The 22,841-nt window shown below is 61.9% G+C and carries 13 protein-coding genes; 8 read left to right on the forward strand and 5 right to left on the reverse strand.

Annotated features, from left to right (window positions below; genetic code table 11):
• Window positions 1–10 precede the first annotated feature (10 nt).
• Window positions 11–3,106: a CHASE domain-containing protein gene (locus ASD58_RS19530; RefSeq protein ID WP_057262875.1), complete on the reverse strand. Its 3,096-nt coding sequence runs from the start codon at window positions 3,104–3,106 to the stop codon at window positions 11–13.
• Window positions 3,107–3,466: 360 nt separating this feature from the next.
• On the opposite strand from ASD58_RS19530, the gene ASD58_RS19535 reads away from it, so the two are divergent.
• Entirely contained in the window at window positions 3,467–4,858 is a 1,392-nt protein-coding gene (locus ASD58_RS19535; RefSeq protein WP_229210027.1) for a CehA/McbA family metallohydrolase, read from the forward strand.
• Here ASD58_RS19535 and ASD58_RS19540 read toward each other — a convergent pair.
• The gene (locus tag ASD58_RS19540) at window positions 4,845–5,525 is read right to left on the reverse strand and encodes a hypothetical protein (RefSeq protein WP_156401376.1); all 681 of its coding nucleotides are present in this window, start codon (window positions 5,523–5,525) and stop codon (window positions 4,845–4,847) included. The genes ASD58_RS19535 and ASD58_RS19540 overlap by 14 nt on opposite strands.
• 74 nt (window positions 5,526–5,599) lie before the next feature.
• Here ASD58_RS19540 and ASD58_RS19545 point away from each other — a divergent pair, with 74 nt between their 5' ends.
• Entirely contained in the window at window positions 5,600–6,487 is an 888-nt protein-coding gene (locus ASD58_RS19545; protein ID WP_057262877.1) for a neutral zinc metallopeptidase, read from the forward strand.
• On the opposite strand, the gene ASD58_RS19550 is transcribed toward ASD58_RS19545, so the two are convergent.
• Window positions 6,488–7,060, reverse strand: coding sequence for a hypothetical protein (locus tag ASD58_RS19550; protein ID WP_057262878.1), 573 nt, complete (start codon window positions 7,058–7,060; stop codon window positions 6,488–6,490).
• 81 nt (window positions 7,061–7,141) lie between these two features.
• Between ASD58_RS19550 and ASD58_RS19555 the strand changes: the two genes are divergently transcribed.
• The 4 genes from ASD58_RS19555 to ASD58_RS19570 all read left to right on the forward strand — a co-directional run bounded on the left by ASD58_RS19555 (window position 7,142) and on the right by ASD58_RS19570 (window position 16,148).
• Window positions 7,142–9,208 (forward strand): prolyl oligopeptidase family protein, encoded by a 2,067-nt coding sequence (locus tag ASD58_RS19555; protein ID WP_057262879.1) that lies wholly within the window; start codon window positions 7,142–7,144, stop codon window positions 9,206–9,208.
• Window positions 9,209–9,328: 120 nt separating this feature from the next.
• Window positions 9,329–10,171 (forward strand): transposase, encoded by an 843-nt coding sequence (locus ASD58_RS19560; RefSeq protein ID WP_057262880.1) that lies wholly within the window; start codon window positions 9,329–9,331, stop codon window positions 10,169–10,171.
• A gap of 233 nt (window positions 10,172–10,404) precedes the next feature.
• The gene (locus tag ASD58_RS19565; RefSeq protein ID WP_057262881.1) at window positions 10,405–15,300 is read left to right on the forward strand and encodes a HAMP domain-containing protein; all 4,896 of its coding nucleotides are present in this window, start codon (window positions 10,405–10,407) and stop codon (window positions 15,298–15,300) included.
• Window positions 15,300–16,148, forward strand: coding sequence for a CheR family methyltransferase (locus tag ASD58_RS19570; protein WP_057262882.1), 849 nt, complete (start codon window positions 15,300–15,302; stop codon window positions 16,146–16,148). Before ASD58_RS19565 ends, ASD58_RS19570 begins: the two co-directional genes overlap by 1 nt.
• Before the next feature lie 9 nt (window positions 16,149–16,157).
• Here the strand turns inward: ASD58_RS19570 and ASD58_RS19575 are convergent, their stop codons facing one another.
• On the reverse strand, window positions 16,158–17,159 hold the full coding sequence (locus ASD58_RS19575; protein ID WP_200951635.1) for an AEC family transporter: 1,002 nt from the start codon (window positions 17,157–17,159) through the stop codon (window positions 16,158–16,160).
• On the opposite strand from ASD58_RS19575, the gene ASD58_RS19580 reads away from it, so the two are divergent.
• The gene (locus ASD58_RS19580) at window positions 17,152–18,048 is read left to right on the forward strand and encodes a LysR family transcriptional regulator (RefSeq protein ID WP_057262883.1); all 897 of its coding nucleotides are present in this window, start codon (window positions 17,152–17,154) and stop codon (window positions 18,046–18,048) included. The genes ASD58_RS19575 and ASD58_RS19580 overlap by 8 nt on opposite strands.
• A 9-nt stretch (window positions 18,049–18,057) precedes the next feature.
• On the opposite strand, the gene ASD58_RS19585 is transcribed toward ASD58_RS19580, so the two are convergent.
• Window positions 18,058–20,289 carry an alpha-galactosidase gene (locus ASD58_RS19585; protein WP_057262884.1) on the reverse strand — a complete coding sequence of 744 codons (2,232 nt, stop codon included), beginning with the start codon at window positions 20,287–20,289 and terminating at the stop codon, window positions 18,058–18,060.
• A gap of 213 nt (window positions 20,290–20,502) precedes the next feature.
• On the opposite strand from ASD58_RS19585, the gene ASD58_RS19590 reads away from it, so the two are divergent.
• Window positions 20,503–22,839: a TonB-dependent receptor gene (locus tag ASD58_RS19590; RefSeq protein WP_057262885.1), complete on the forward strand. Its 2,337-nt coding sequence runs from the start codon at window positions 20,503–20,505 to the stop codon at window positions 22,837–22,839.
• Window positions 22,840–22,841 lie beyond the last annotated feature (2 nt).

Consider the following 22,841-nt stretch of genomic DNA (forward strand, 5'->3'; position numbering starts at 1 on the left):
GCAAAGCCGGCTATCCGGGAATATTGACGTTCATTTCTTGCGCAATATGCTCGCGCAGGCGGTCCAGCAAAGGCTGCATCTGGCTGACGATGGAGCGCGCGCGGTCGATGCCATCGGCCGGCGTCATTTTTTCCAACGCCAGGCACAGGTCGGCAAAGCTCATGGCGCCTACCGCGCGGGCGGAAGACTTGATGCGGTGGCCCAATTCGGACAGGCGCACGACATCGCCAGCCTCCAGCGCCACCTGCACTTCGCGCAGGCCATCCTGCGCCGAATCGAGGAACATATTGGCATACTTGCGCATCTTCTCGGGCTTGTTGCCGAAGGTCTGGGCCAATGCGCGCATGTCGAACAGTTCGGCCTCGCCGCCGGCGGCATCCGCCTCGGTTTCCAGCCCGGATGCCGGCGCCGGCGCGGGCGTTGACGCCGGCATCGGCGCCGGCGCAGGCTCGGGCAGCGGCTGGCCCGGCGTGGTGGTGCTGCGCACCTGGGCCAGGTGGGCTTCCGCCGCGCGCTGGCTCATCCACTTGGACAGCACGGAGAACAGCAGGTTCGGCGCAATCGGCTTGGTCACGAATTCGTCCATGCCGGCAGCCAGGCAGCGCGCCTGGTCTTCGCGGCCGGCATTGGCCGTCATGGCAATGATCAGGGTACCGGACAATTTCGGATGCGCACGGATGATGCGCGTCGCTTCATAACCATCCATTACCGGCATCTGCACGTCCATCAGCACGCAGTCGAAGTGCTCCTTCAGCAACAGGTCGATGGCTTCCTTGCCGTTGTTGGCCACCACCACCGTGGCGCCGGCATCTTCCAGCAATTCCTGGCCCACCTGCTGGCTGAAGATATTGTCTTCCACCAGCAGGATCGAAGCGCCGTGGATCGGCGCCAGCATGTCCGGCTGCAGCGCGTTGGTGTCCGTGGCCTGCAGCAGGTGGGTGCCCTTCTGCAGCTTGGCCGTGAACCAGAACGTCGAGCCCTTGCCCGGCTCGCTCTCCACACCCACCGTGCCGCCCATCAGCTCCGCCAGCTGCTTGCTGATCACCAGGCCCAGACCGGTACCGCCGTATTTGCGGGTGGTTGAGGTATCGCCCTGGTGGAAGGACTGGAACAGGCTGGAAACCTGGGCCGGCGTCATGCCGATGCCGTTGTCCTGCACTTCGAAGCGCACCACGGTATAGTTGTCGCGGTCCTCGACCGGCCGCGCGCGGATGTAGATCTTGCTGTTTTCCGAGAACTTGATGGCATTGCTGGTGAAGTTCAGCAGCACCTGCTCCAGCCGCAGCGGGTCGCCGCGCAACTGGTGCGACAGTCCCGGCCAGATCTCGAAGACCAGTTCCAGCCCCTTGCGGCTGGCCGCATCGCCCAGTTGGGCGGAGATATTGGTCAGCAGCGATTCAAGCGCAAAGTCCAGCACTTCCAGGTCCAGCTTGCCCGCCTCGATCTTGGAGAAATCGAGGATATCGTTGATGATGCCCAGCAGGTGCTGGCCCGAGTGGTAGATCTTTTGCAGGTAGTCCTTCTGTTTCGGGCTGGTGGCGCCCTTCAAGGCCAGGTGCGCCATGCCGATCACGGAATTCATCGGCGTGCGGATTTCGTGGCTCATATTGGACAGGAAATCGCTCTTGGCCTGGTTGGCCGCGCGCGCCTGCTCTTTCAGCATGTGCAGCTCGGTGACATCGGTCGACAGCGCGATCACCACCGTCACATCCTTTTCCAGCCGCACCGGAGCCTTCACCGTCCACAGGTGGTGCACCACGCCGTGGCGGTCGGTGTAACTGGCTTCGCCCGAGCGCTTCTGGCGATCGGCCAGCACCACGCCGTCTTCGAGCCAGGCCTGGTCCGCATCGCGCTTTTGCATGACTTCGATGTCCAGGCGGCCGATGATGTCCTCCACCGGCAAGCCGATCACTTCCGCCATCTTGGCGTTGACATAGACATAGCGCCGGTCCTGGTCCTTCATGTAGACGAGCGCCTCGACGTTATCGAGCACGCTGTCCAGCAGGCGGCGCTGCTCCAGCGCGTTACGGCGCTGGGAATACATGGTGAACAGGTAGCCGTATATCAGCAGCGTGCCGACAAAGCCGGTCACCAGCGCGAGATAGGGAATCCAGCGGTCGAAGCCGACGATCATCGCGTCCTTGCGGGCGTAGAACTGCGCCTTCCACAGGCTGCCATTGAAGTCGATCGGCAGCACGGAGGTGAAATAGTCGTCGGGATTGCCCGGCAGCGCCGCCGGCTTGTCGATCGAGCCGTTGTCGTTGAACAGCAAACGGTCGTCCGCCTCGATGGTGAGGTTGCGCTTTTCGGGATCGGTGGAGGCGTCCGAATACAGGATCATGTGCACCTGGCGGTCCGCCATCTCGTCGATCGCGCCCTGGATCAGCTTGGAGACCGAAAAGCCGATGCCCACCGAGCCCATGAAGCTGCTGCGGCGGCTGCTCACGTCATCCAACGGCATGCCGCGCTTGTACACCGGCAGGCGCATGCCCAGTCCGATATGGGGCACCGGCTGCTTGAGCAGCACCGGCTGGCCGGAAGCGCTGATTTCGCCCGTGTCGCGCGATAGCTGCATGGCGCGCCCGATCGCAGGATTGGCGGTGATATCGACGCCGAACTTCTCCATCAGCAAGCCCATCGGCTCCAGGTAGGTCAGCGGCGAATACTGTTCGCGCATGCCGGGTGGCTTGATGTCGAACTTTGGATAGCCGGCGGGCGTCAGGCTGGTATCGGCACGCACCGCGGCCACGAAGGCATCGCGCTCCGACTGCGCCACGTTCGGCGCATAGTTGATTGCCTCGATGGCCGGATAATGCTTGCCGATGTTCAGGCTGGTGACGTATTGCCGGAATTGCAGGCGGGTCACATGGTCGGACGTCTGGAACAGCGCCGCCAGGCCACGCACCACGTCCGAATAAGCCTTCACCCGCGCCGAGATACTGTACTGGGTCGCGCGGTTCAGGTTGTCGAAACGGCGCTGCGCCTCCTCCTCCACCGTGTTGGAAGTGGTGGCAAACAAGGTAGTGCCGACCGCGGCTGCCAGCGACAGGCCGAGTATCCATAGCACGACCCGCCCGCTTGCCAGGCTACGCAGCTTACGCCTCATCCATTGAGAAAAGTCTTGCATTTGAGCAGCATACTATTAAAGCAGCCCTGAACGGAACCAATTCATCGCCCCCCGGTCCAAAGCGCGACAGGAGGGCTCATCATGAAAAATGGATTCCACATCTTACCGGCATCCCGGGCTTGCCGGAATTTCCTAGCCTGCATGCATTGCACGACACTTTTCCTGGCTGTGCCGGCCACTGCCGCACCAGTCGGGCGGCAACCCCCGCCACCCGCGCCGGTGTTGGAGCACCGCGAATTCGATGCCATGCTGGAGGCCGCATTCCAGCCACCCGCAGCAGGAAAAAACAGAACTTTCATAGTGCACTTTACACTTCCCGGTGCACATGCGGCGCAAGCTGTGAACTGGACTTTGGCACTGCACCATCCGGACGGCAGCCTGGCCCGCAAGTGGCGCGGACGCCACGTCTTGCATGGCGGCAGCGGCAGCACCATGGTCGACTGGCGCGTCCCAGCTACCCTGCCGGCCGGGATCTACGAATTGCGCCTGCAAGCCGACCATATCCGCCAGCGCCGCCCGATTGCGATTGGCCATCCGGCGCCATTGCAGCACGCCGCAGCAGCGTTGGCGGCACCAGGCATGAGCGGGCCTGCGCAGCTTGTCGGACTGGACTTCGATATCGTGTATGGCAACCTCCACAGCCAGACCAACCACAGTGACGGCGGCGGCGATCCCGCCCATTGCCGCGGCGCCCAGGCGCCCCGCACGGGCGATTTCGGCCCCGAAGACGCCTACCGCTTCGCCCAGCAACACGGCCTGCAATTCCTGCTCACTTCAGAACACAACCACATGTACGACGCCAGCGAAGGCAGCGACCCGAACGCCGATCCGCAGGCCGCCCGCCAGTTGTACCGCCTGGGCATCGCGAATGCCGAGCAATATACTGCCAGGCACCCCGGCTTCGTCGCGATGTACGGCCTGGAATGGGGCGTCATCAGCGGAGGCGGACACCTCAATATCCTGAACAGCCCTGCCCTGCTGGGCTGGGAACGCAGCACCAGCGGCGAACCTTTTGCCGACGTGGTCACGCCAAAGAACGACTACGCCGCGCTGTACAAGCTGATGAAGGAGCAAGGCTGGCTGGGCCAGTTCAACCATCCGGGCGCCAGGCAGTTCCCGCTCAACGGCGAGCCGCTGGCCTTCAGTGAAGACGGCGCCGCCGTCATGGCGCTGTGCGAAGTCATGAACAGCAACGCCTTTTCCAAACGCCTGGACGAAGGCGAGCCGCGCCACAGCTTCTACGAAGATGCCTGCGCCACGCTGCTGGAAGCCGGCTACCGCCTGGCATTCAGCAGCGACCAGGACAACCATTGCGCCAACTGGGGCGCCTCCTACAGCAACCGCACCGGCATCCTGCTGCCCGCCGGCACAACTCCGACTGTCGAGGCCCTGCTGGAAGCAATCCGCGCGCGCCGCGTGTTCGCGACGATGGACAAGCAGGCCGCCATCGCGCTGACCGCCAACGGCACGCTGATGGGCGCCCAAATGGACAACAGCGGCCCGCTCACGCTGCAAGTGCATTACGCCAGCAGCGCAGGCCGCGGCATTGCAGCGCTGGACATCATGGAAGGCGTGCCGGGCCGCCATGGCGAAGTCAAACCCATGGCAGGCGTGCGCGGCATGCAGCACGGCTTCACGCCACAGCCCGGCGCGCATTTCTATTACGCACGCCTTACGCAAGACGACGGCAAACAGCTCTGGTCAGCGCCGATCTGGGTCAATCAACGCTGATGCGGACCGGATTGATTTCACGCGCCAGCATCTGCCGCACCGTTTCCGCCTCTTTGCGGACAATGGCCGGCACCTGCCGGCGGCGCTCGCATTCGGCCAGCAATTGCTGTGCCGCCTGCGAGTCCAGTTGCGCTCCCTCGCGCGACAAACGCAGCATGCCAAAACGCACCGCAACCTTGCACAGCCCCGCGCCATCCGGTGCCGCCAGCAGTTCGGCCGGCACTACGGCGCGTGCCGCCGCCACATCCGCAGGCGCGCAAGCGCCGCCGAGACGGAAATTCAGCGCTTCCAGCACCGGCGCCGCCGGCAACAGCGCTTGCGCCTCCTCCACCGCGAATGGTCCCGCCGCGCCGCAGGAAGACAGCACCCGGCTGACCGCCTTCGGCTCGCCCAATTTCGCCGCCGCCCTGGTCCAGCGGATCGCTTCGGCCGGCTGGCGCTTGTCGAAATACTCTACCAGCGCCGCCATCGCAGCCCGCTCGCCGCGTCCCGCCGCAGCCTGCGACTGGGCCAGGCAATAGGGGCTGAATTGGGCGGGCGGCTGCTGCGCGCACGGCACGCTGCCGCGCTCCTGCAACCGCTGGTAATACCAGGCGCCGCCCGCCGCCGTTGCCAGGAACATCACGGCGGCCAGCGCCGCGAACATGGTTTTGCGTTCAATCTTCATGCCCAGCATTCTACGTGCGCCTGCCCCGCGCACCAATGCGTTACACTTAGCGAAAATAAACAAGGAGTTAAAAAATGCGTTGGGAAGGTAACCGGGAAAGCGATAACGTCGAAGACCACCGCGGCGATGGCGGCGGGGGCGGCGGCGGCGGATTCGGATTCGGCGGCCGGTCGATCGGTATCGGCACGATCGTGGTGGCGCTGATCGGCGGCTGGGTCCTGGGCGTCAACCCCATGACCATCCTCGGCCTGCTGAGCGGCGGCGGCGGCCCGGTCCAGGTAAGCCAGCAGCAGCAACAACGCCCGCGCACCGAAGCCAATGACCGCGAATACAAATTGATGAAGGTGGTACTGGCCGATACCGAAGACGTGTGGACCGACTTGTTCCGCCGCAACGGCGGCACCTACCAGATGCCCAAGATGAAGGTATTCAGCGGTGCCATCCAGACTGCGTGCGGCGCCGGGCGTTCCGCCACCGGCCCGTTCTACTGCCCGGGCGACCAGGACATCTACATCGACCTCGATTTCTTCCGCCTGCTGGAACAACGCTTCCACGCGCCGGGCGAATTTGCGCAAGCCTATGTGGTCGCGCACGAAGTCGGCCACCATGTGCAGAACCTGATGGGCTTGAGCGACAAGGTGCATAATGCCCAGCGCAACGCCTCCGAACGCCAGGCCAATGCCCTGTCGGTAAGGTTGGAACTGCAAGCCGACTGCTTCGCCGGCGTCTGGGCCTTCCACGCCAACCGCGCCCGCAGCATTATCGAAAAAGGCGACGTGGAGGCGGCACTGAACGCCGCCACCGCCATCGGCGACGATGCGTTGCAAAAGCAGGCCGGCGGCCAGGTGATGCCGGACTCCTTCACCCACGGCAGCTCGGCCCAGCGCGTGCGCTGGTTCAACCGCGGCATCGAATCGGGCGAAATCGCCCAGTGCAACACCTTCGAAGCGCGCCAGCTCTGATTATTTCGCCAGGTTCCTGACCAGGGGCGCCCTGTAATCGACGTCTTTTTCGTTGAAATACAGGATGCCCCGCTTCAGGTCCGCGTTGATGAAGACTTCGCTGTACTGGCCTTGCGAACCGTCGCCCTGGAAGAAGAACTTCATCCTCGTCGGCGCGGACGCCATTGCCGCCGGATCAGCATCCAGCCCCACCACTTCGGCATCCACACTGGCTTTCGCCTGATGAAGACCGCCGGCCACTCCGTACAAGCGCGCCAGTGCATCAATGAATCGATCGGTATCGCCGCCGGTGCTCATGAAACGCCCGGTCCCCCAATAGACCGAAGCTTGACTGCCTTCGATCTGCTTGCGTTTCCAGTTCGGGTGGAACTCGACGGCAAAGCCCACGGGCTGGCCACCCAGGCTGCCATGCACCGCCACGCTGCGCGTACCATCCTGTAACTGCTCAACCTTCTGCACCGGAAATGCAAAATCGACGAAGCCCTCTTCCTGGGTGACCTTGACGGCAGGCGCCGCAGCGTTGGCGGCGAAGGCGGCCGCGCCAAGAATGGTGGCCATGATGGACTTCTTCAATTCGTTCTCCTGCAGGAAAACGATTAGTGTAGAGTAATTGGATTCTGAAGAACAGGAGCGGCAATGCGGTCGTATCGAAAAATGGCATCTGGAGTAGTCTTCGGGCTGGCGGCAGTCGGCGGCGCGCAAGCGCAAAAGCCTGATCCCTATCTCTGGCTGGAGGACGTGGGCGGCGACAAGCCACTGGCCTGGGTCAAGGAGCAAAATGCCGTCGCCCTCAAGGAACTGCAGGCGCAGCCGGATTACCCCGGCATCCACGAGCGCCTGAAGACCATCCTCAATTCCAGGGAGCGCATCCCCTACGTCACAAAGCATGGCGACTATTACTACAACTTCTGGCGCGATGCCCAGCACACGCGCGGCATCTGGCGTCGCACCACGCTGGAGCAATACCAGAAGGCCGAGCCGCAATGGGAGACGGTGCTCGACATCGACAAGCTGGCCGCCGACGAGAACGAAAACTGGGTATGGCACGGCGTGTCCTGCCTGTATCCGAAAGGCGAGCAATGCCTGGTGCAGCTATCGCGCGGCGGCGGCGATGCGCACGTGGTGCGCGAGTTCGACGTCGCCAGCCGGCGTTTTGTGACCGACGGCTTCAACCTGCCGGAAGCGAAGAGCGATATCGGCTGGATCGATAGCGACACCATCTTCGTCTCAACCGACTTCGGCGAAGGCAGCATGACCGCCTCCGGCTATCCGCGCATTGTCAAGGAATGGAAGCGCGGCACCGCGCTGACTGCAGCGGCCACCCTGTACGAAGCCAGGGCCGACGACCTGGGCGTGGGCGCCTACAAGGACTTCACGCCCGGCCACAGCCACCAGTTCATCAACCGCCAGATCGGCTTTTACGCCAGCGAGCTGTTCGTGCGCGAAGGCGACAAGCTGTTCAAGATCGACAAGCCGGACGACGCCAATGCCTACACGGTGCGCGACCAGTTGATCATCGACCTGCGCTCCGACTGGACCGTCAACGGCGCCACCTACAAGCAAGGCTCGCTGCTGGCGGCCGACTTCAAGCGCTTCATGGCCGGCGAACGACAGTTCGAAGTACTGTTCACACCAACGCCAAGCAGCTCGCTTGACGGGGTCTCCGCCACCCGCTCGGCACTGCTGCTCAACGTGCTCGATAACGTGAAGAACCGCTTGGTCGAACTGCGCCATGCAGACGGCAAATGGCAGCGGCGCGACGTCGCTGCGCCAGCCTTCGGCACGCTGGCCGTGCAAGCGCTCGACCCGATCGAATCCGAGCAGTACTTCCTGACGGTGACCGACTTCCTGACCCCGACCACGATGTACCTGGCCCATGCCGGCAACGACGAGCGCACCGCGCTGAAGTCCCTGCCGGCCTACTTCGACGCCAAACCCTACACCGTGCAGCAGCACATGGCGGTTTCAAAGGACGGCACCAAGGTGCCCTACTTCGTCCTGATGAACAAGAAGGCCAGGCTGAATGGCAAAAACCCCACCGTGATGTACGGCTATGGCGGCTTCGAAGTCTCGATGAAGCCCTTCTACAGCGGTACTACCGGCGAAGCATGGCTCCGGCATGGCGGCGCCTACGTGCTGGCCAACATCCGCGGCGGCGGCGAATTCGGCCCGCGCTGGCACCAGGCCGCGCTGAAGGAAAACCGCCAGCGCGCCTTCGACGACTTCATTGCCGTCGCCCAGGATGTCATCAAGCGCAAGATCACCAGCCCGCGCCACCTCGGCATCATGGGCGGCAGCAATGGCGGCCTGCTGGTCGGTGCCGCGCTGACGCAGCGCCCCGACCTGTTCAATGCCGTTGTTTGCCAGGTGCCGCTGCTGGACATGCAGCGCTACAGCAAGCTGCTGGCCGGCGCCTCCTGGATGGGCGAATACGGCGATCCGGACGACCCGGCGCAGTGGGCCTACATCAGCCAGTACTCGCCCTACCAGAACGTGTTCAAGGACAAGCACTACCCGCGCGTGCTGTTCACCACCTCCACCCGCGACGACCGCGTCCATCCCGGCCACGCGCGCAAGATGGTCGCCAAGATGAAAGACCAAGGCCACGACGTGCTGTACTGGGAAAACACCGAAGGCGGCCACGCCGGCGCCGCCAACAACGACCAGCAAGCCCAGATGTGGGCGTTGACCTACGCCTTCCTCCTCAAGCAGTTGCAATAAATTCGGGGTCAGGTCTGTCTTTCGGACAGTCGCCGCACACCTTTGATGCAGATCAAAACGCCCGCCCAACGTTGCTCAATGGCGGGTGTTTTCATTTGTATTGCTGCGTAAGCTCTATCGATGAGCCGTCCACTCCGCATCGAACTCGGCGGCGCGCTTTATCACGTCACTGCGCGCGGCGACCGAAAAGATCACATTTTTCGCTTCGATAGCGATCGGATGACCTGGCTTACCCTGTTAGGTGAGACTTGTGATCGATTCAATTTGGCGGTGCTGGCTTACTGCCAGATGACCAATCATTTCCATATCTTGCTTGAAACGGTTGACGGGCAGCTATCGCGCGGCATGCGGCACCTTAATGGCAATTATTCGCAGTACTTCAACCGTGCCCATGGACTCGTCGGGCACGTGTTCCAGGGACGCTTCCAGGCGATTCTCTGCCAGCGAGAACGTTATATGAAGGAACTTGCACGGTATATCGAACTCAATCCCGTGCGCGCAAATATGATGGCCTTGCCTTCGGAATGGCCCTGGAGCAGCTATAACGCAACGATGGACATGGTCGATGGCCCTTCCTGGCTACGGACCGATGAGCTGCTTGCGCACTTCGATAGCAACAGGCACGAGGCACGCTTGGCGTATGAGGAGTTCGTCGTGGCTGGAATGGGTGGCCCTAGCCCCCTTCGTGCAGTCTCGAACCAACTCCTGCTTGGCGACGAGGAATTCTGCGCTCGCGTTGCGGACACGCGTCCTGAAGGAAACCTGATGGAACTCAAGCGGTCCCAACGTCGTGCCATAGCTCGGCCCTTGGCAGAATACTTCGTGGAATTTCGTGATCCGAAAGAAGCCATGGCACGCGCCTATCGCTCCCTTGCTTATTCAATGCCAGAAATTGCCGGGTTTGCACGTGTTTCCGTCAAAACCGTTAGCCGAGCGGTCGCCGCCTTTGAAAGAACGTATTGAGAAATATCAAAGGTGCGAGCTGGATGTCCAAATGACAGACCTGACCCCGAATTTCGTCCCCAATCGTGCGCGTTGGAATATTGCACGTCGTTATGCTAAGGAAAATGTTTCCCCACGCGTTGCATAGTTGACAAAGTGAAGTTTTTTGTCACGTTTTTACTTGACTGTCGCACCTGCCGGAGTGACATTAGGCCTACCCTCGCATTCCACCTTCATACCTGAGGTACCGTCGAATGAACGACATGACCGAATTGCCGGAAGAGCTGGACCTTAAGCTGATCCTGTCCACCCTGATGGCTCTGAAAAAAGGTGATTTCTCGGCGCGCCTGCCGTCCGACTGGACGGGCGTGTCGGGCAAGATCGCCGATACCCTCAATGACATCATCGAGACCAACGAGCGCATGGTGAAGTCGGTGACTGAGGTTAGCCGCGTAGTGGGCCGCGAAGGCCGCCTGACGCAGCGCGCGACTGTCCATGTTTCCGGCGGCTGGGCGACCATCATCAGCGCCGTCAATACCCTGATCGATGACCTGGTGCGCCCTACCACCGAAATGGCGCGCGTGATCGGCGCTGTGGCGAAGGGCGACCTGTCGCAAACCATGGCGCTGGAAGTCGACGGCCATCCGCTGAAAGGCCAGTACCTGCGCGCGGCGATGACCGCTAATACCATGGTGGAGCAGCTTACGTCCTTCTCTTCGGAAGTAACCCGCGTGGCGCGTGAAGTGGGTACCGAAGGCAAGCTGGGCGGCCAGGCGCAGGTGAAAGGCGTGGCCGGTACCTGGAAAGACTTGACCGACTCCGTGAACTCGATGGCGGGCAACCTGACCTCCCAGGTGCGTAACATCGCCGAGGTGACCACTGCCGTGGCGAACGGCGACTTGTCGAAGAAGATCACGGTTGACGTGCGCGGCGAGATCCTGCAGCTGAAAGACACCATCAACGTGATGGTAGACCAGCTGCGTTCCTTCGCGTCCGAAGTGACCCGCGTGGCGCGGGAGGTGGGTACCGAGGGCAAGCTGGGCGGCCAGGCATACGTGCCGGGCGTCGGCGGCACCTGGAAGGACTTGACCGATAACGTGAACTTCATGGCATCCAACCTGACCGGCCAGGTGAGGAATATCGCGGCGGTGACTACCGCGGTGGCAAACGGCGACTTGTCGAAGAAGATTACGGTGGACGTGAAGGGCGAGATCCTGGAACTGAAAAACACCATCAACGTGATGGTGGACCAGTTGTCGTCCTTCGCTTCGGAGGTGACCCGCGTGGCACGGGAGGTGGGGACCGAGGGCAAGCTGGGTGGCCAGGCGCAGGTGAAAGGCGTGGCTGGTACCTGGAAAGACTTGACCGACTCCGTGAACTCGATGGCGGGTAACCTGACCTCCCAGGTGCGTAACATCGCTGAGGTGACCACCGCCGTGGCCAACGGCGACTTGTCCAAGAAAATCACGGTGGACGTCAAGGGCGAGATCCTGGAACTGAAAAACACCATCAACGTGATGGTGGACCAGTTGAACTCCTTCGCATCGGAGGTGACCCGCGTGGCGCGCGAAGTGGGTACCGAGGGTAAGCTGGGCGGCCAGGCAAACGTGTCCGGCGTCGGCGGCACCTGGAAGGACTTGACCGACAACGTGAACTTCATGGCGTCCAACCTGACCGGCCAGGTGCGCAACATCGCGGAGGTGACCACCGCGGTGGCAAACGGCGACCTGTCCAAGAAGATTACCGTGGACGTGAAGGGCGAGATCCTGGAACTGAAAAACACCATCAACGTGATGGTGGACCAGTTGTCTTCCTTTGCATCGGAGGTGACCCGCGTGGCGCGTGAGGTGGGTACCGAGGGTAAGCTGGGCGGCCAGGCCTACGTGCCGGGCGTCGGCGGCACCTGGAAGGACTTGACCGACAACGTGAACTTCATGGCGTCCAACCTGACCGGCCAGGTGCGTAATATTGCGGCGGTGACCACCGCGGTGGCACGCGGGGACTTGTCCAAGAAAATTACCGTGGACGTGAAAGGCGAGATCCTGGAGCTGAAAGACACCATCAACGTGATGGTGGACCAGTTGTCTTCCTTCGCTTCCGAGGTGACCCGCGTGGCACGGGAGGTGGGTACCGAGGGCAAGCTGGGCGGCCAGGCCAACGTGTCCGGGGTGGCCGGTACCTGGAAGGACTTGACCGAGAACGTGAACCAGCTTGCGGCAAACCTGACCAACCAGGTGCGAGCCATTGCGGAGGTGGCGACCGCCGTGACGCGCGGCGACTTGTCCCGTTCCATCCAGGTAGAAGCGCGCGGCGAGGTGTCCTACCTGAAGGACAACATCAACGAGATGATCCGCAACCTGAAGGAAACCACGCAGAAGAATGCCCAGCAGGACTGGCTGAAAACCAACCTGGCGCGCTTCACCCGCCTGCTGCAGGGCCAGCGCGACTTGCAGGCGGTGACGAAACTGATCCTGTCCGAACTGGCACCGCTGGTATCGGCCCACCACGGCGTGTTCTATATGATGGACTCGCAGTTGGCCGACGCCCGCCTGCGCATGATCGCCAGCTACGGCTACCGTTCCTCGCGCAAGTTGCCGACTTCCTTCCTGCCGGGCGAAGGCCTGGTGGGCCAGTGCGCGCTGGAGAAAGTGCGTATCTGGCTGACCGATGTGCCGCGCGATTACATCGTGGTCAGTTCCGGACTGGGGGCTGCGCCGCCAACCAATATCGTGGTGCTGCCTATCCTGTTCGAGCAGCAGGTGAAGGCAGTGATCGAAATCGCTTCACTGGACCGCTTCACGGAAACCCACCTCTCCTTCCTCGACCAGCTGATGGAGTCGATCGGCGTGGTGCTGAACACCATCGAGGCAAACAGCCGGACCGAATCGCTGCTGACCCAGTCGCAATCGCTGGCGCAAGAGCTGCAGCAGACCAACCAGGAACTGGCGGAGAAAGCCCGCCTGCTGTCCGACCAGAACATCGAGGTAGAACGCAAGAACCGCGAGGTGGAACAGGCAAAACTGGCGCTGGAAGAAAAGGCGACCCAGCTGGCGCTGTCTTCCAAGTACAAATCCGAGTTCCTGGCGAATATGTCGCACGAGCTGCGCACGCCTTTGAACTCGCTGCTGATCCTGGCGCAGCAACTGGGCGACAACCCGGAGGGCAACCTGTCGGGCAAGCAGGTGGAATTTGCGAAGACCATCCACGGTTCCGGTTCCGACTTGCTGACCCTGATTAACGACATCCTGGACCTGTCGAAGATCGAGTCCGGTACCGTTACGCTGGACGTCTCGGAATACCGCTTCGCCAACCTGCGCAGCTATGTGGAACGCACTTTCCGTCACATGGCCGAAGCCAAGCATCTCGGCTTCACGGTGGAACTTGGCAACAACCTGCCGGCCTCCCTGATGACCGATACCACGCGTTTGCAGCAGGTGCTGAAAAACCTGCTGTCGAACGCATTCAAGTTCACCAACCATGGCCAGGTCTCGCTTGGCATCGCGCTGGTGCAAAGCGGCTGGAGCACCGACCACCCGAACCTGGGCAATGCCGACGCGGTGCTGGCCTTCTCGGTCAGCGACACCGGTGTCGGTATCGCGGGCGACAAGCTGCAACTGATCTTCGAGGCATTCCAGCAGGCTGACGGTTCCACCGCGCGTAAATACGGCGGCACCGGCCTGGGCCTGTCGATTTCGCGCGAACTGGCCCGCCTGTTGGGCGGCGAGATCCGCGTGGAGTCGACTGTCGGCGCAGGTTCGACCTTTACCCTGTTCCTGCCGTATAACCGCTCCGGCTTCGTGTACTACGAAACTGCCCGCCAGCCGGCCATGCCACGCCTGCCGGCTTCAACGACAACTGCCAACCCGATCATCACCACGCCGGCCGTGCTGTACGCGCAGCCGCTGCAGGGGCAGGAAGTGGAGGCCGACGAGCAGATCTACGGTTCGACCATCGACGACCGCGGCTTGACCACGCCAGGCGATCCATCGGTGCTGATCGTCGAGGACGACGAGCGTTTCGCCAAGGTAGTGCTGGATTTCGCTCGCGAGAAGAACTTCAAGGGCATCGTGACCCACCAGGGCGATTGGGCGCTGAGCCTGGCGCGCGACTACCTGCCGTCCGCGATCCTGCTTGACCTGGATTTGCCGGACATCGATGGCTTCACCGTGCTGGAACGACTGAAACGCGACCCGAGCACGCGCCACATCCCGGTGCATGTGATGTCCAGCCTGCGCGAGCGCGAACGCGCGCTGCGTTCCGGCGCCATCTCGTACCTGAATAAACCGGTCAGCAAGGAAGACCTGAACGAGGAATTCATGCGCATCCAGCGCTTCCTGATCGGCGGCAAGCGCAACCTGCTGGTGGTGGATGATGAGGAAAACCAGCGCGACGCCATCGTCAAGCTGATCGGCGATAGCGATGTCGACATCACAGCCGTTGGCACCGGCCAGGACGCGCTGGCTGCACTGCACGCCTCGCACTTCGATTGCATGGTGCTGGACCTGACCCTGCCCGACATCAGCGGCTTCGACCTGCTGGACATGATCGGCAAGGACCAGCGCCTGCGCGACCTGCCGATCGTGATCAACACAGCCAAGGAGTTGAACCGCAAGGAGGTGGCAAAGCTGAAACGCTACGCCAAGACCATCGTCATCAAGGATGCCCGTTCGCCGGAGCGCCTGCTCGATGAAACGGCCCTGTTCCTGCACCGTTCGCAGGCCAATCTGCCGGAAGCTCAGCGTCGCATGCTGGAAGAAGTCCATGCGGCCGATGCCGGACTGGCGGGCCGCAAGGTGCTGATCGTCGATGATGACTTGCGCAACATCTTTGCCCTGTCCTCGCTGCTGGAACGCCAGCAGATGCTGGTATCTTTCGCGGAAAACGGGCGTGACGGCATTGAAGTGCTGGAGCGCGATCCGACCATCGAGATCGTCCTGATGGATATCATGATGCCGGAAATGGACGGCTACGACACCATGCGCGCCATCCGCCGCATCCCGAAATTCCGCTCGCTGCCGATCATCACCTTGACGGCGAAGGCGATGAAGGGCGACCGCGACAAGTGCATTGCGGCCGGCGCGTCGGACTACATCACCAAGCCGGTGGACGTGGCCCAGCTCCTGTCGCTGATGCGCGTTTGGCTGCACTGATGGGTGCCAACGAAGAACTGCGCCGCAGCACGGCGCCAGAGCTGGAGGAACTCGAACTGGAGCTGCTGCTGGAAGCGCTGGTGCGGCGCTTCGGCTTCGATTTCCGCTTGCACGACCGGGCGCCGCTAAAGCGCAAGCTGTTCGGCTTCATGCAGCAGCGTGGGCTTTCCACGCTGTCGCAGTTGCAGGACCATGTGCTGCACGATCCCGCCACTGCAGGTGGGCTGCTGCGCACCTTGCACGTGCCGCCGGCAGGATTGTTCGACGACGCGGCCGAAGCACTCATGCTGCGCGAAGCCGCCGAGCATTCCCTGCGCGGCGCTGCCCTGCCCCGCATCTGGCTGGCCGATTGCGCCGGCGCCGGGCAGGCCTGGACGCTGGCCATCATACTGGCCGAAATGGGCTTGCTGTCCCATGCCGAAATTCACGCCACGGTCGCCAGCGACGAGATGCTGGACGAAGCCGCGTCGGCCTGGCTGCCCGAAGCGGACCTTGAACGGGCGCAGGAAGGCTACCAGCAGTCCGGTGGCAAGGGCCGCCTGGCCGATTACTTCAACCTGCAGGGTGGCCGCGCGATGCTGGTGCCATCGCTGCGCAGCCACATCACCTGGGCGCAATACAACCTGGTCACCGACGCTTCGTTCAACGAATTCAACCTGATCGCCTGCCAGCGTGCCCTGCCCGACTTTGGTCCCTTGCTGCGGCAGCGCGTGCTGCAGTTGTTCCATGACAGCCTGGTTCCCTTCGGCACCCTCGGCCTCGATCGGGAACTCGATCCAGCAGAACCCCTTGCCGCCGCTTATCAGGCCATCGTCCCCGGCCAGTGCTGGTACAAGCGCATTAGCTGATTTGATTTGCTAGGTCGCCATCGCCAATACCAGCAGCAGGCTTGCTGCCGACAACAGGGTTTGCAACGAGATGATGCCGGCCATGAGGTGGCCATCCCCGCCCATTTGCCGCGTCAGCACATATGAAGTTGGAGCAGTGGGCAAGGCAAAGAAAAGCACCATGATCGCCGTTTCAGTGCCGGACAACTTCAGAAATCGCGCACTGAGCCAGGCAACCAATGGAACCAGCAACAGTCGCGCTACGCTGTTTGAGACCAATGCGCTGAACTGGCCGCGAAGTTCGCCTGGCTTCAAAGCAGCTCCGACGCACAGCAAGCCAAGCGGCAGGCTCGAATTGGAAAGCAATGCCAGGAGACGATCTGCGCCCCAGTTCAGCCGGAATCCCAATAGATTGAAAAGTGCACCGGCAAGGCAAGATACGATCAATGGATTTTTGACGAGCGAGAGTGCGAGCGGCTTAAGCCTCGTCCCACTGTCGGCCGACAGTGCCAGAACGGACAGCACGTTCACTGCAGGTACGAGCAAGGCAATCAGGACACTCGCCAGGAGCATGCCCTCTTTGCCATAAAGCCCGCCGACTGTTGCCAGGCCAAGGTAGGTGTTAAACCTCAGGACACCTTGCAACATCACTCCAAACCGGGCCGCGGGCCATCCCTTCAGCGCGCGGAGCAGCAGCAGCCCGGTTACATATGCCGACAACGCAAGCGTCGTCGCCCCGAGCAGTCGAGGCAAGGCTGGGTTGTCCAATGGCGCGGCTGCCAGGCTGCCAAAAAGCAGGCCTGGGAAAAGGATGAAGTAATTGAGTCGTTCTGCTCCCGGCCAGAATCCATCGCCTGGAAAACCGGTTTGCTTCATGAAGTAGCCAGCCACAATCAACACAAAAAGGGGCCAGAGTGTTACCAGGGTGAGGCTCATTGGGATATTAATGGTTGTTGCGAACAGCGGCTTATCGTATGCTTCATCAAATTCATACACAATTGAATTTGATTTCAATACGATTCGAATGACCACTCCTACCTTGCGTCAGCTTGAACTTCTGCTGGCACTCGTTTCCTCGGACGGAATCGCCGGAGCCGGGGCCAAGCTTGGCATGTCGCCCTCGGCCACCAGCCATGCCCTGCGAGCATTGGAAACTGCGCTCGGCACGGAACTGATCGACCGCAATGCGCCAGGCGTGTCGCTCACTTATACAGGCGAACAAATCGTGCCCCACGTCCGGGACGTCTTCGCCTCGCTCCAACTGGCGCAGGCCACGGCGCTGGCCGGGGCAGAACTCAAGACCGGCCTGTTGCGCCTGGGTTCATTCGGGGCCAGCGCGACGATCAGGGTCCTGCCGCCGCTTCTGGAGCGCTTCAAGGCGCGTTATCCCGGCGTGGAGATAGTTGTCACGGAAAAGCCCGACGAGCAAACCTCGCACGACCTGATCGAGCGCCGCCTGGAACTGGCCGCAATAACGCTTCCCAAGCGCGACTTCGATACGCAAACCCTGGCCATCGACGAGCTGGTGGCGGTCTTGCCGTCCAGGCATCCATTGGCGCGGCTCGATAACGTCCCGCTCAAAGCGATGACGAACGATCCATTCATCCTGACGCGTGCGGGGTCGCAGGCTTTGGTCTCCAGGCTATTTGAAAAGAACGGATCGCGGCCAAACATCCGTTACGAGCTGGTGCAACTGATGTCTATCCTGGAGCTGGTCGCAAGCGGGAAAGGCATATCGGTATTGGCCAGGCTGGCACTTCCCGAACACTATGACGGTGTCGTCCTGCGGCCCATCTCGCCGGGCGCTTCAAGGCGCATTGGCCTGGCATGCCTGGATGAGAGCCGGCTTTCGCCGGTCGCCAAGGCTTTCTGGCAGGAGACCCGCCGCTACCACGCTAGCCTCAAGCACCGTCCTGCCTGAATGCGCCGGTCAGGTGTGTGCGGCGGCCTGCAGCACGAATGCTGCTGCCTGGAAGTCGCCTTCCAGAATCACCTTCAAGCCATGCCCCATCCAGTAGGCGCCGCTTGCCCTGGCCACCGTCCCCGGCGCCGCGGCACCGGCGATGGCACGCAGCGCGTAGACGGTATCGGCATCAAGGCCGCGCAGCTGGATCGTTTGCTGTGCCGAGCGCATCATGCTGGAATGCAGGAAGGCGAACAACACTGCTTGCTTGCGGTCTTGCGAAACGGATAGCGTAGCCGAACGCGGCGAACCATTCCTCGGCGATACCAGCCGATAGAGATTCCCCAATTGCACGGTAGCGCGAATCAGTTTGTATTCTCCGATTAAGCGCCTGGCCTTGGAAAAATCTTCATCCTTCCAATGATTGAGGTTGGCGCCAATTCCCAGTCCGCCCTGCATTGCCGACAGGAAACGGTATTCCAGCGAAGTCTCCCGCTTGTTGACGAAGTTCGGCGAGTCGGTCACCCAGGCCATCATTGCCGCAGGTGCGTAAGCATGGCTGTATCCGTCCTGGATCACGAGCCTGTCATACGGGTCGGTATTGTCGGAGGTCCAGACCTGTTCCGTGAGCCGCATGATGCCCAGGTCAACGCGCCCTCCGCCGCTGGCACAGGATTCAATTTCAAGTTTCGGATGGCGCCGACGCAGTTCGGCCAGCAGCTGGTACAGCTTGTCCACATAGACGACGTAGAGCCGCTGCTGTTCGTCCGGCGCCGCTTCCGGCCAACCGGGTTCCGACCAGGCCCGGTTATGGTCCCATTTCAGGTATGCGATATTGTGACTGGCGACCAGCCCATCCAGCACCTTCAGCAAGTGTTCGCAGACGTCCTTCCGCGCCAGGTTCAGCACCAACTGGTTGCGCGCTTGGGAACGCTGCCGGCCGGGGAAATTGATTACCCAGTCGGGATGGGCGCGATACAGGTCGCTGTCCGGGTTCACCATTTCAGGCTCTACCCAGAGCCCGAATTGCATGCCCAACTCATTCACGCGCTTGACCAGGGGGCCCAGTCCATTCGGGAACTTTTTGCGGCTGACCACCCAATCCCCAAGCCCTTGCTTGTCGCTGTTGCGCGCACCAAACCAGCCATCGTCAACGACGAAACGTTCCACACCGATGCCGGCCGCCTTTTCAGCGAGAGCCAGCTGCCCCGCTTCGGTGACGTCGAAGAAGGTCGCTTCCCAGGAGTTGTAAAGCACGGGGCGCAGGCGCGGCGCGGGCGCGTGCGGCAGGATTTTCTCGCGCTGGTAGCGATGGAAGATGCGCGACGCTCCGCCAAAGCCCTCATTCGAAAAGCCGGCATGAAGCACGGGTGACGCCAGGCTTTCGCCGTGCTTCAGCCGGTAGTTGAAATCGAACGGGTTGTAGCCAGCGCTTGCATGCACGCCGCCCATTGCATCCATTTCGACGCTGATGCGCCAGTTGCCGCTCCACCCCAACGCCCCGAACCACACGGGACCAGCCTCCTCGCCAGTCGCGGCGCGGCTGATTGCGATCCATGGATTCACCTGGTGCGAGGTGACGCCCTTGCGGCTTTCCAGCACGAAGGCGCCGGGCGTGATGGCGCGCGTCTGCAACGTGAATTCGCCGGCCCATCGCCCGGACAGGAAAGACAACTGGTAATCGTCGCTGTAAGGAAGATTCAGGCAGGCTGCAGCCATCTGGTCTACCTGGATCCAGCTGCCGGTCCTGTTTTCCACCACGGCGGAGCGGGCAAGGATGCCAGTCGCCTCGTCCATTGCGTAAGTCAACGCAACATGGACTGCCCGCTGCACATCTTTCAGTTGCAGAATAAGCCGGTCGCCCTTGTCCTGGTGGCCAACATAGCGCAAGTCGAGGTCGCGCACGCCGTCGGGGAAGCGCACCTTCAATGCCGGCTCGGTCGTCAAGCCGCCGCCAAAACCGGCAAATTCGTAAGGCGAAACGCTCACCGGCATTTCGTTCGACGAATTGCCTTCGGTGAGGACAGCCGCCGGCAACTGGTCGCTGGCAGCCAGCGCGGCGCCCCAGTACAGCGTTTGTACCTGGCCACCCGCATTGACGCCAAAGGCGTAGGTGGCGGCGCCGCCGTCCAGGCGAAAGACCTTGCTGGCCTCGTCGACCGCGACGCGGGCCGCCGCGCCGCCGCCGAAGGCCAGCCCCGCGGCCCCGCCCAATAAGCCAAGAAAGACCTTGCGCCGGGTTTCATTCGTCGCTGTCATTTGCCGCCTCCCTGATATGTTTTCGGCAGAGGATAGCAAGCGGGCAGGCCGCTGCGGCACAGCTATATCAGTACGGATTAGTTCTATCTGAATTTGAAATAGCACTAGTCACGATTGTGTGCAAAATTGCACAACGTGAGTGCAACCCTGTCAGTTTCGCACAGTTGGCAAAACATGCACACTCCTCGCATAACAAAACCTGAGGAGACTTTGATGCGTGTGTCGAAACACAATTTCATGCTGCGACGCTCGGTAGCGGCCGTGATGATGACGCTTCCCGCCATGTATTCCCACCCTGCCCTGGCGCAAAGCGCCGGCGGTGAGAAGGCCGAAGGCGAGATGGACCGGGTTATCGTCACCGCCCGCAAACGCGAAGAGCTGATCCAGGATGTGCCGGGCGCCGTCACCGCGCTATCCGGCGCACAGCTCGAAAAGAAAGCGCTGCCGGACATTACCGCGCTGACCGACATTGTGCCGAATACCACGCTCAAAGCCTCGCGCGGCACCAATACCACCCTGACCGCCTTCATTCGCGGCATCGGCCAGCAAGACCCGGTGGCCGGCTACGAGCAAGGCGTCGGCATCTACCTGGACGACGTCTACCTGGCCCGCCCGCAAGGCGCCCTGACCGACATCTACGACCTGGAACGCATCGAAGTGCTGCGCGGCCCGCAAGGCACCCTGTACGGCCGCAATACCATTGGCGGCGCCGTCAAATACGTGACCCGCAAGCTGTCCCCCAACCCGACTTTCGAAATCAAGGGAGCCCTGGGCAACTATAGCCAGCACGACCTGGTATTGAAAGGCAGCACCCCGGTCAGCGACATCCTGCGCATCGGCGGCACGGTGGGCACTTTCGACCGTGACGGTTTCGGCAAGAACCTCATCAACGGCCGCGAGAACTACAACAAGGACGTCAACGCCGCCCGCATCAGCGCGGAGCTGGTACCGAACAGCGACCTGTTCATCCGGCTGGCCGCCGATTACACCCGGGACAATTCGGAACCGAAGCAAGGCTACCGCCTGCTGAATGGCCCGCCGCCGGGCAATGAGCCCCCACTGGAAGGCGCTTACGACACCCGCGCCAACCTGTACAAGGTGAACGGCCATGAGCAGCAAGTGACCACCAAGGGCGCCTCGCTGACGATCGACTACAACATCAATGCCGAAACAATGTTCAAGTCGGTCACTGCGCACCGCTCGTCCAAATCCTACGCGCCAATCGACTTCGACTCGCTGAACGCGCCACTGTGGGAAGCGCCGGCCATTTACAGCGACAAGCAGGACAGCCAGGAGTTCCAGCTCACCTACACCGGCTCCAAATGGCAGGGCGTGGCAGGCCTGTTCTACATGAAGACCAATGCCTTCAACGAATTCGACGTGCTGTATAGCGCCGCTGGCGGCCTGTCCTTGCTGACCCGCGACGATATCGATTCCAAGACCTGGGCCGTCTACGCGGATGCCAGCTATAGCGTGTCCGATAGTTTCAGCGTCAGTGTCGGCGGGCGCTGGACCGACGACGAGCGCGAAGCCGCCATTTATAAGCGCACCTACCTCGGTCTGGCCGGCTCGCCGAACCTGGGCAATCCTGCCGCCGTGGGCCTGACGCCGAACACGGACCTCGGCAAGGGAGACTTGCATCGCAAAGACAAGAAATTCACCCCGAAACTGGGCTTTGGCTGGAAACTGTCGCCGCAACACAACGTGTACGGCTCGTACCAGAGCGGCTTCAAGGGCGGCATGTTCGATCCGCGCATGGACCTGGCGGCGACCGGCGGCCCGAACACCCCGGCCTCGCTCGAGAAACGCAAGGGCGTGAATCCGGAAGAAGTCGATACCGTTGAATTGGGCCTGAAATCGTCGCTGAACGGCGGCCGCCTGCAGACCAATGCGGCTGTGTTCTACACCGATTACAAGAACGTGCAGATTCCCGGCTCGATCCCGACTTTCAATGCACAAGGCCAGGTGAACGGCTTCGCCGGCACGCTGACCAACGCCGGCAAGGCCAAGATCAAGGGCCTGGAGCTGGAAGCCATTGCCCGCGTCACGGATGGCCTGTCGCTGAACGGCATGTTGAGCTACATCGACGCCGAGTACAAGGAATGGATGGTGGCCAGCGGCGCGACACTGGTCAATGTGGCGAGCAGTGCGGAATTCCAGAACACGCCGAAAAAGTCGGCCAACGTGGGCGCGACATATGAGTGGCCGGTCAGCCTGTTCGGCCGCGGCGGCAGCATGAGCTTCAACAACAGCCTGTCCTACAAGGACAAGGTGTACCAGGCTGAAATCGTGCGATTGACCGGCATCGCTTCGATGGATGCGCTGGTGCCGCAGAACCTGATGCTGGCACAAGGCGGCTTCACGCTGTGGGACGCCGGCCTGGTATGGACCAGTACCGACCGCCGCCTGCAAATCGGCCTGCACGGCCGTAACCTGACGGATAAGCGCTACAAGGTAGCTGGCTACGCCTTCGGTGGTTTCTTCAACACCGTGACCGCCTACTACGGCGACCCAAGGACCTACAAGCTGACCGCTTCGTACAAGTTCTGACG

The sequence above is a fragment of the Duganella sp. Root1480D1 genome, assembly GCF_001427305.1.
Lineage (GTDB): Bacteria > Pseudomonadota > Gammaproteobacteria > Burkholderiales > Burkholderiaceae_D > Rugamonas.

Bases quoted from the DNA above. Each gene is read 5' to 3' on its own strand.
- ASD58_RS19590 (WP_057262885.1), top strand. From the start codon at position 20,503: ATGCGTGTGTCGAAACACAATTTCATGCTGCGACGCTCGGTAGCGGCC.
- ASD58_RS19555 (WP_057262879.1), top strand. From the start codon at position 7,142: ATGGCATCTGGAGTAGTCTTCGGGCTGGCGGCAGTCGGCGGCGCGCAA.
- ASD58_RS19540 (WP_156401376.1), bottom strand. From the start codon at position 5,525: ATGAAGATTGAACGCAAAACCATGTTCGCGGCGCTGGCCGCCGTGATG.
- ASD58_RS19565 (WP_057262881.1), top strand. From the start codon at position 10,405: ATGAACGACATGACCGAATTGCCGGAAGAGCTGGACCTTAAGCTGATC.
- ASD58_RS19585 (WP_057262884.1), bottom strand. From the start codon at position 20,289: ATGACAGCGACGAATGAAACCCGGCGCAAGGTCTTTCTTGGCTTATTG.
- ASD58_RS19530 (WP_057262875.1), bottom strand. From the start codon at position 3,106: ATGAGGCGTAAGCTGCGTAGCCTGGCAAGCGGGCGGGTCGTGCTATGG.
- ASD58_RS19580 (WP_057262883.1), top strand. From the start codon at position 17,152: ATGACCACTCCTACCTTGCGTCAGCTTGAACTTCTGCTGGCACTCGTT.
- ASD58_RS19545 (WP_057262877.1), top strand. From the start codon at position 5,600: ATGCGTTGGGAAGGTAACCGGGAAAGCGATAACGTCGAAGACCACCGC.
- ASD58_RS19560 (WP_057262880.1), top strand. From the start codon at position 9,329: ATGAGCCGTCCACTCCGCATCGAACTCGGCGGCGCGCTTTATCACGTC.
- ASD58_RS19570 (WP_057262882.1), top strand. From the start codon at position 15,300: ATGGGTGCCAACGAAGAACTGCGCCGCAGCACGGCGCCAGAGCTGGAG.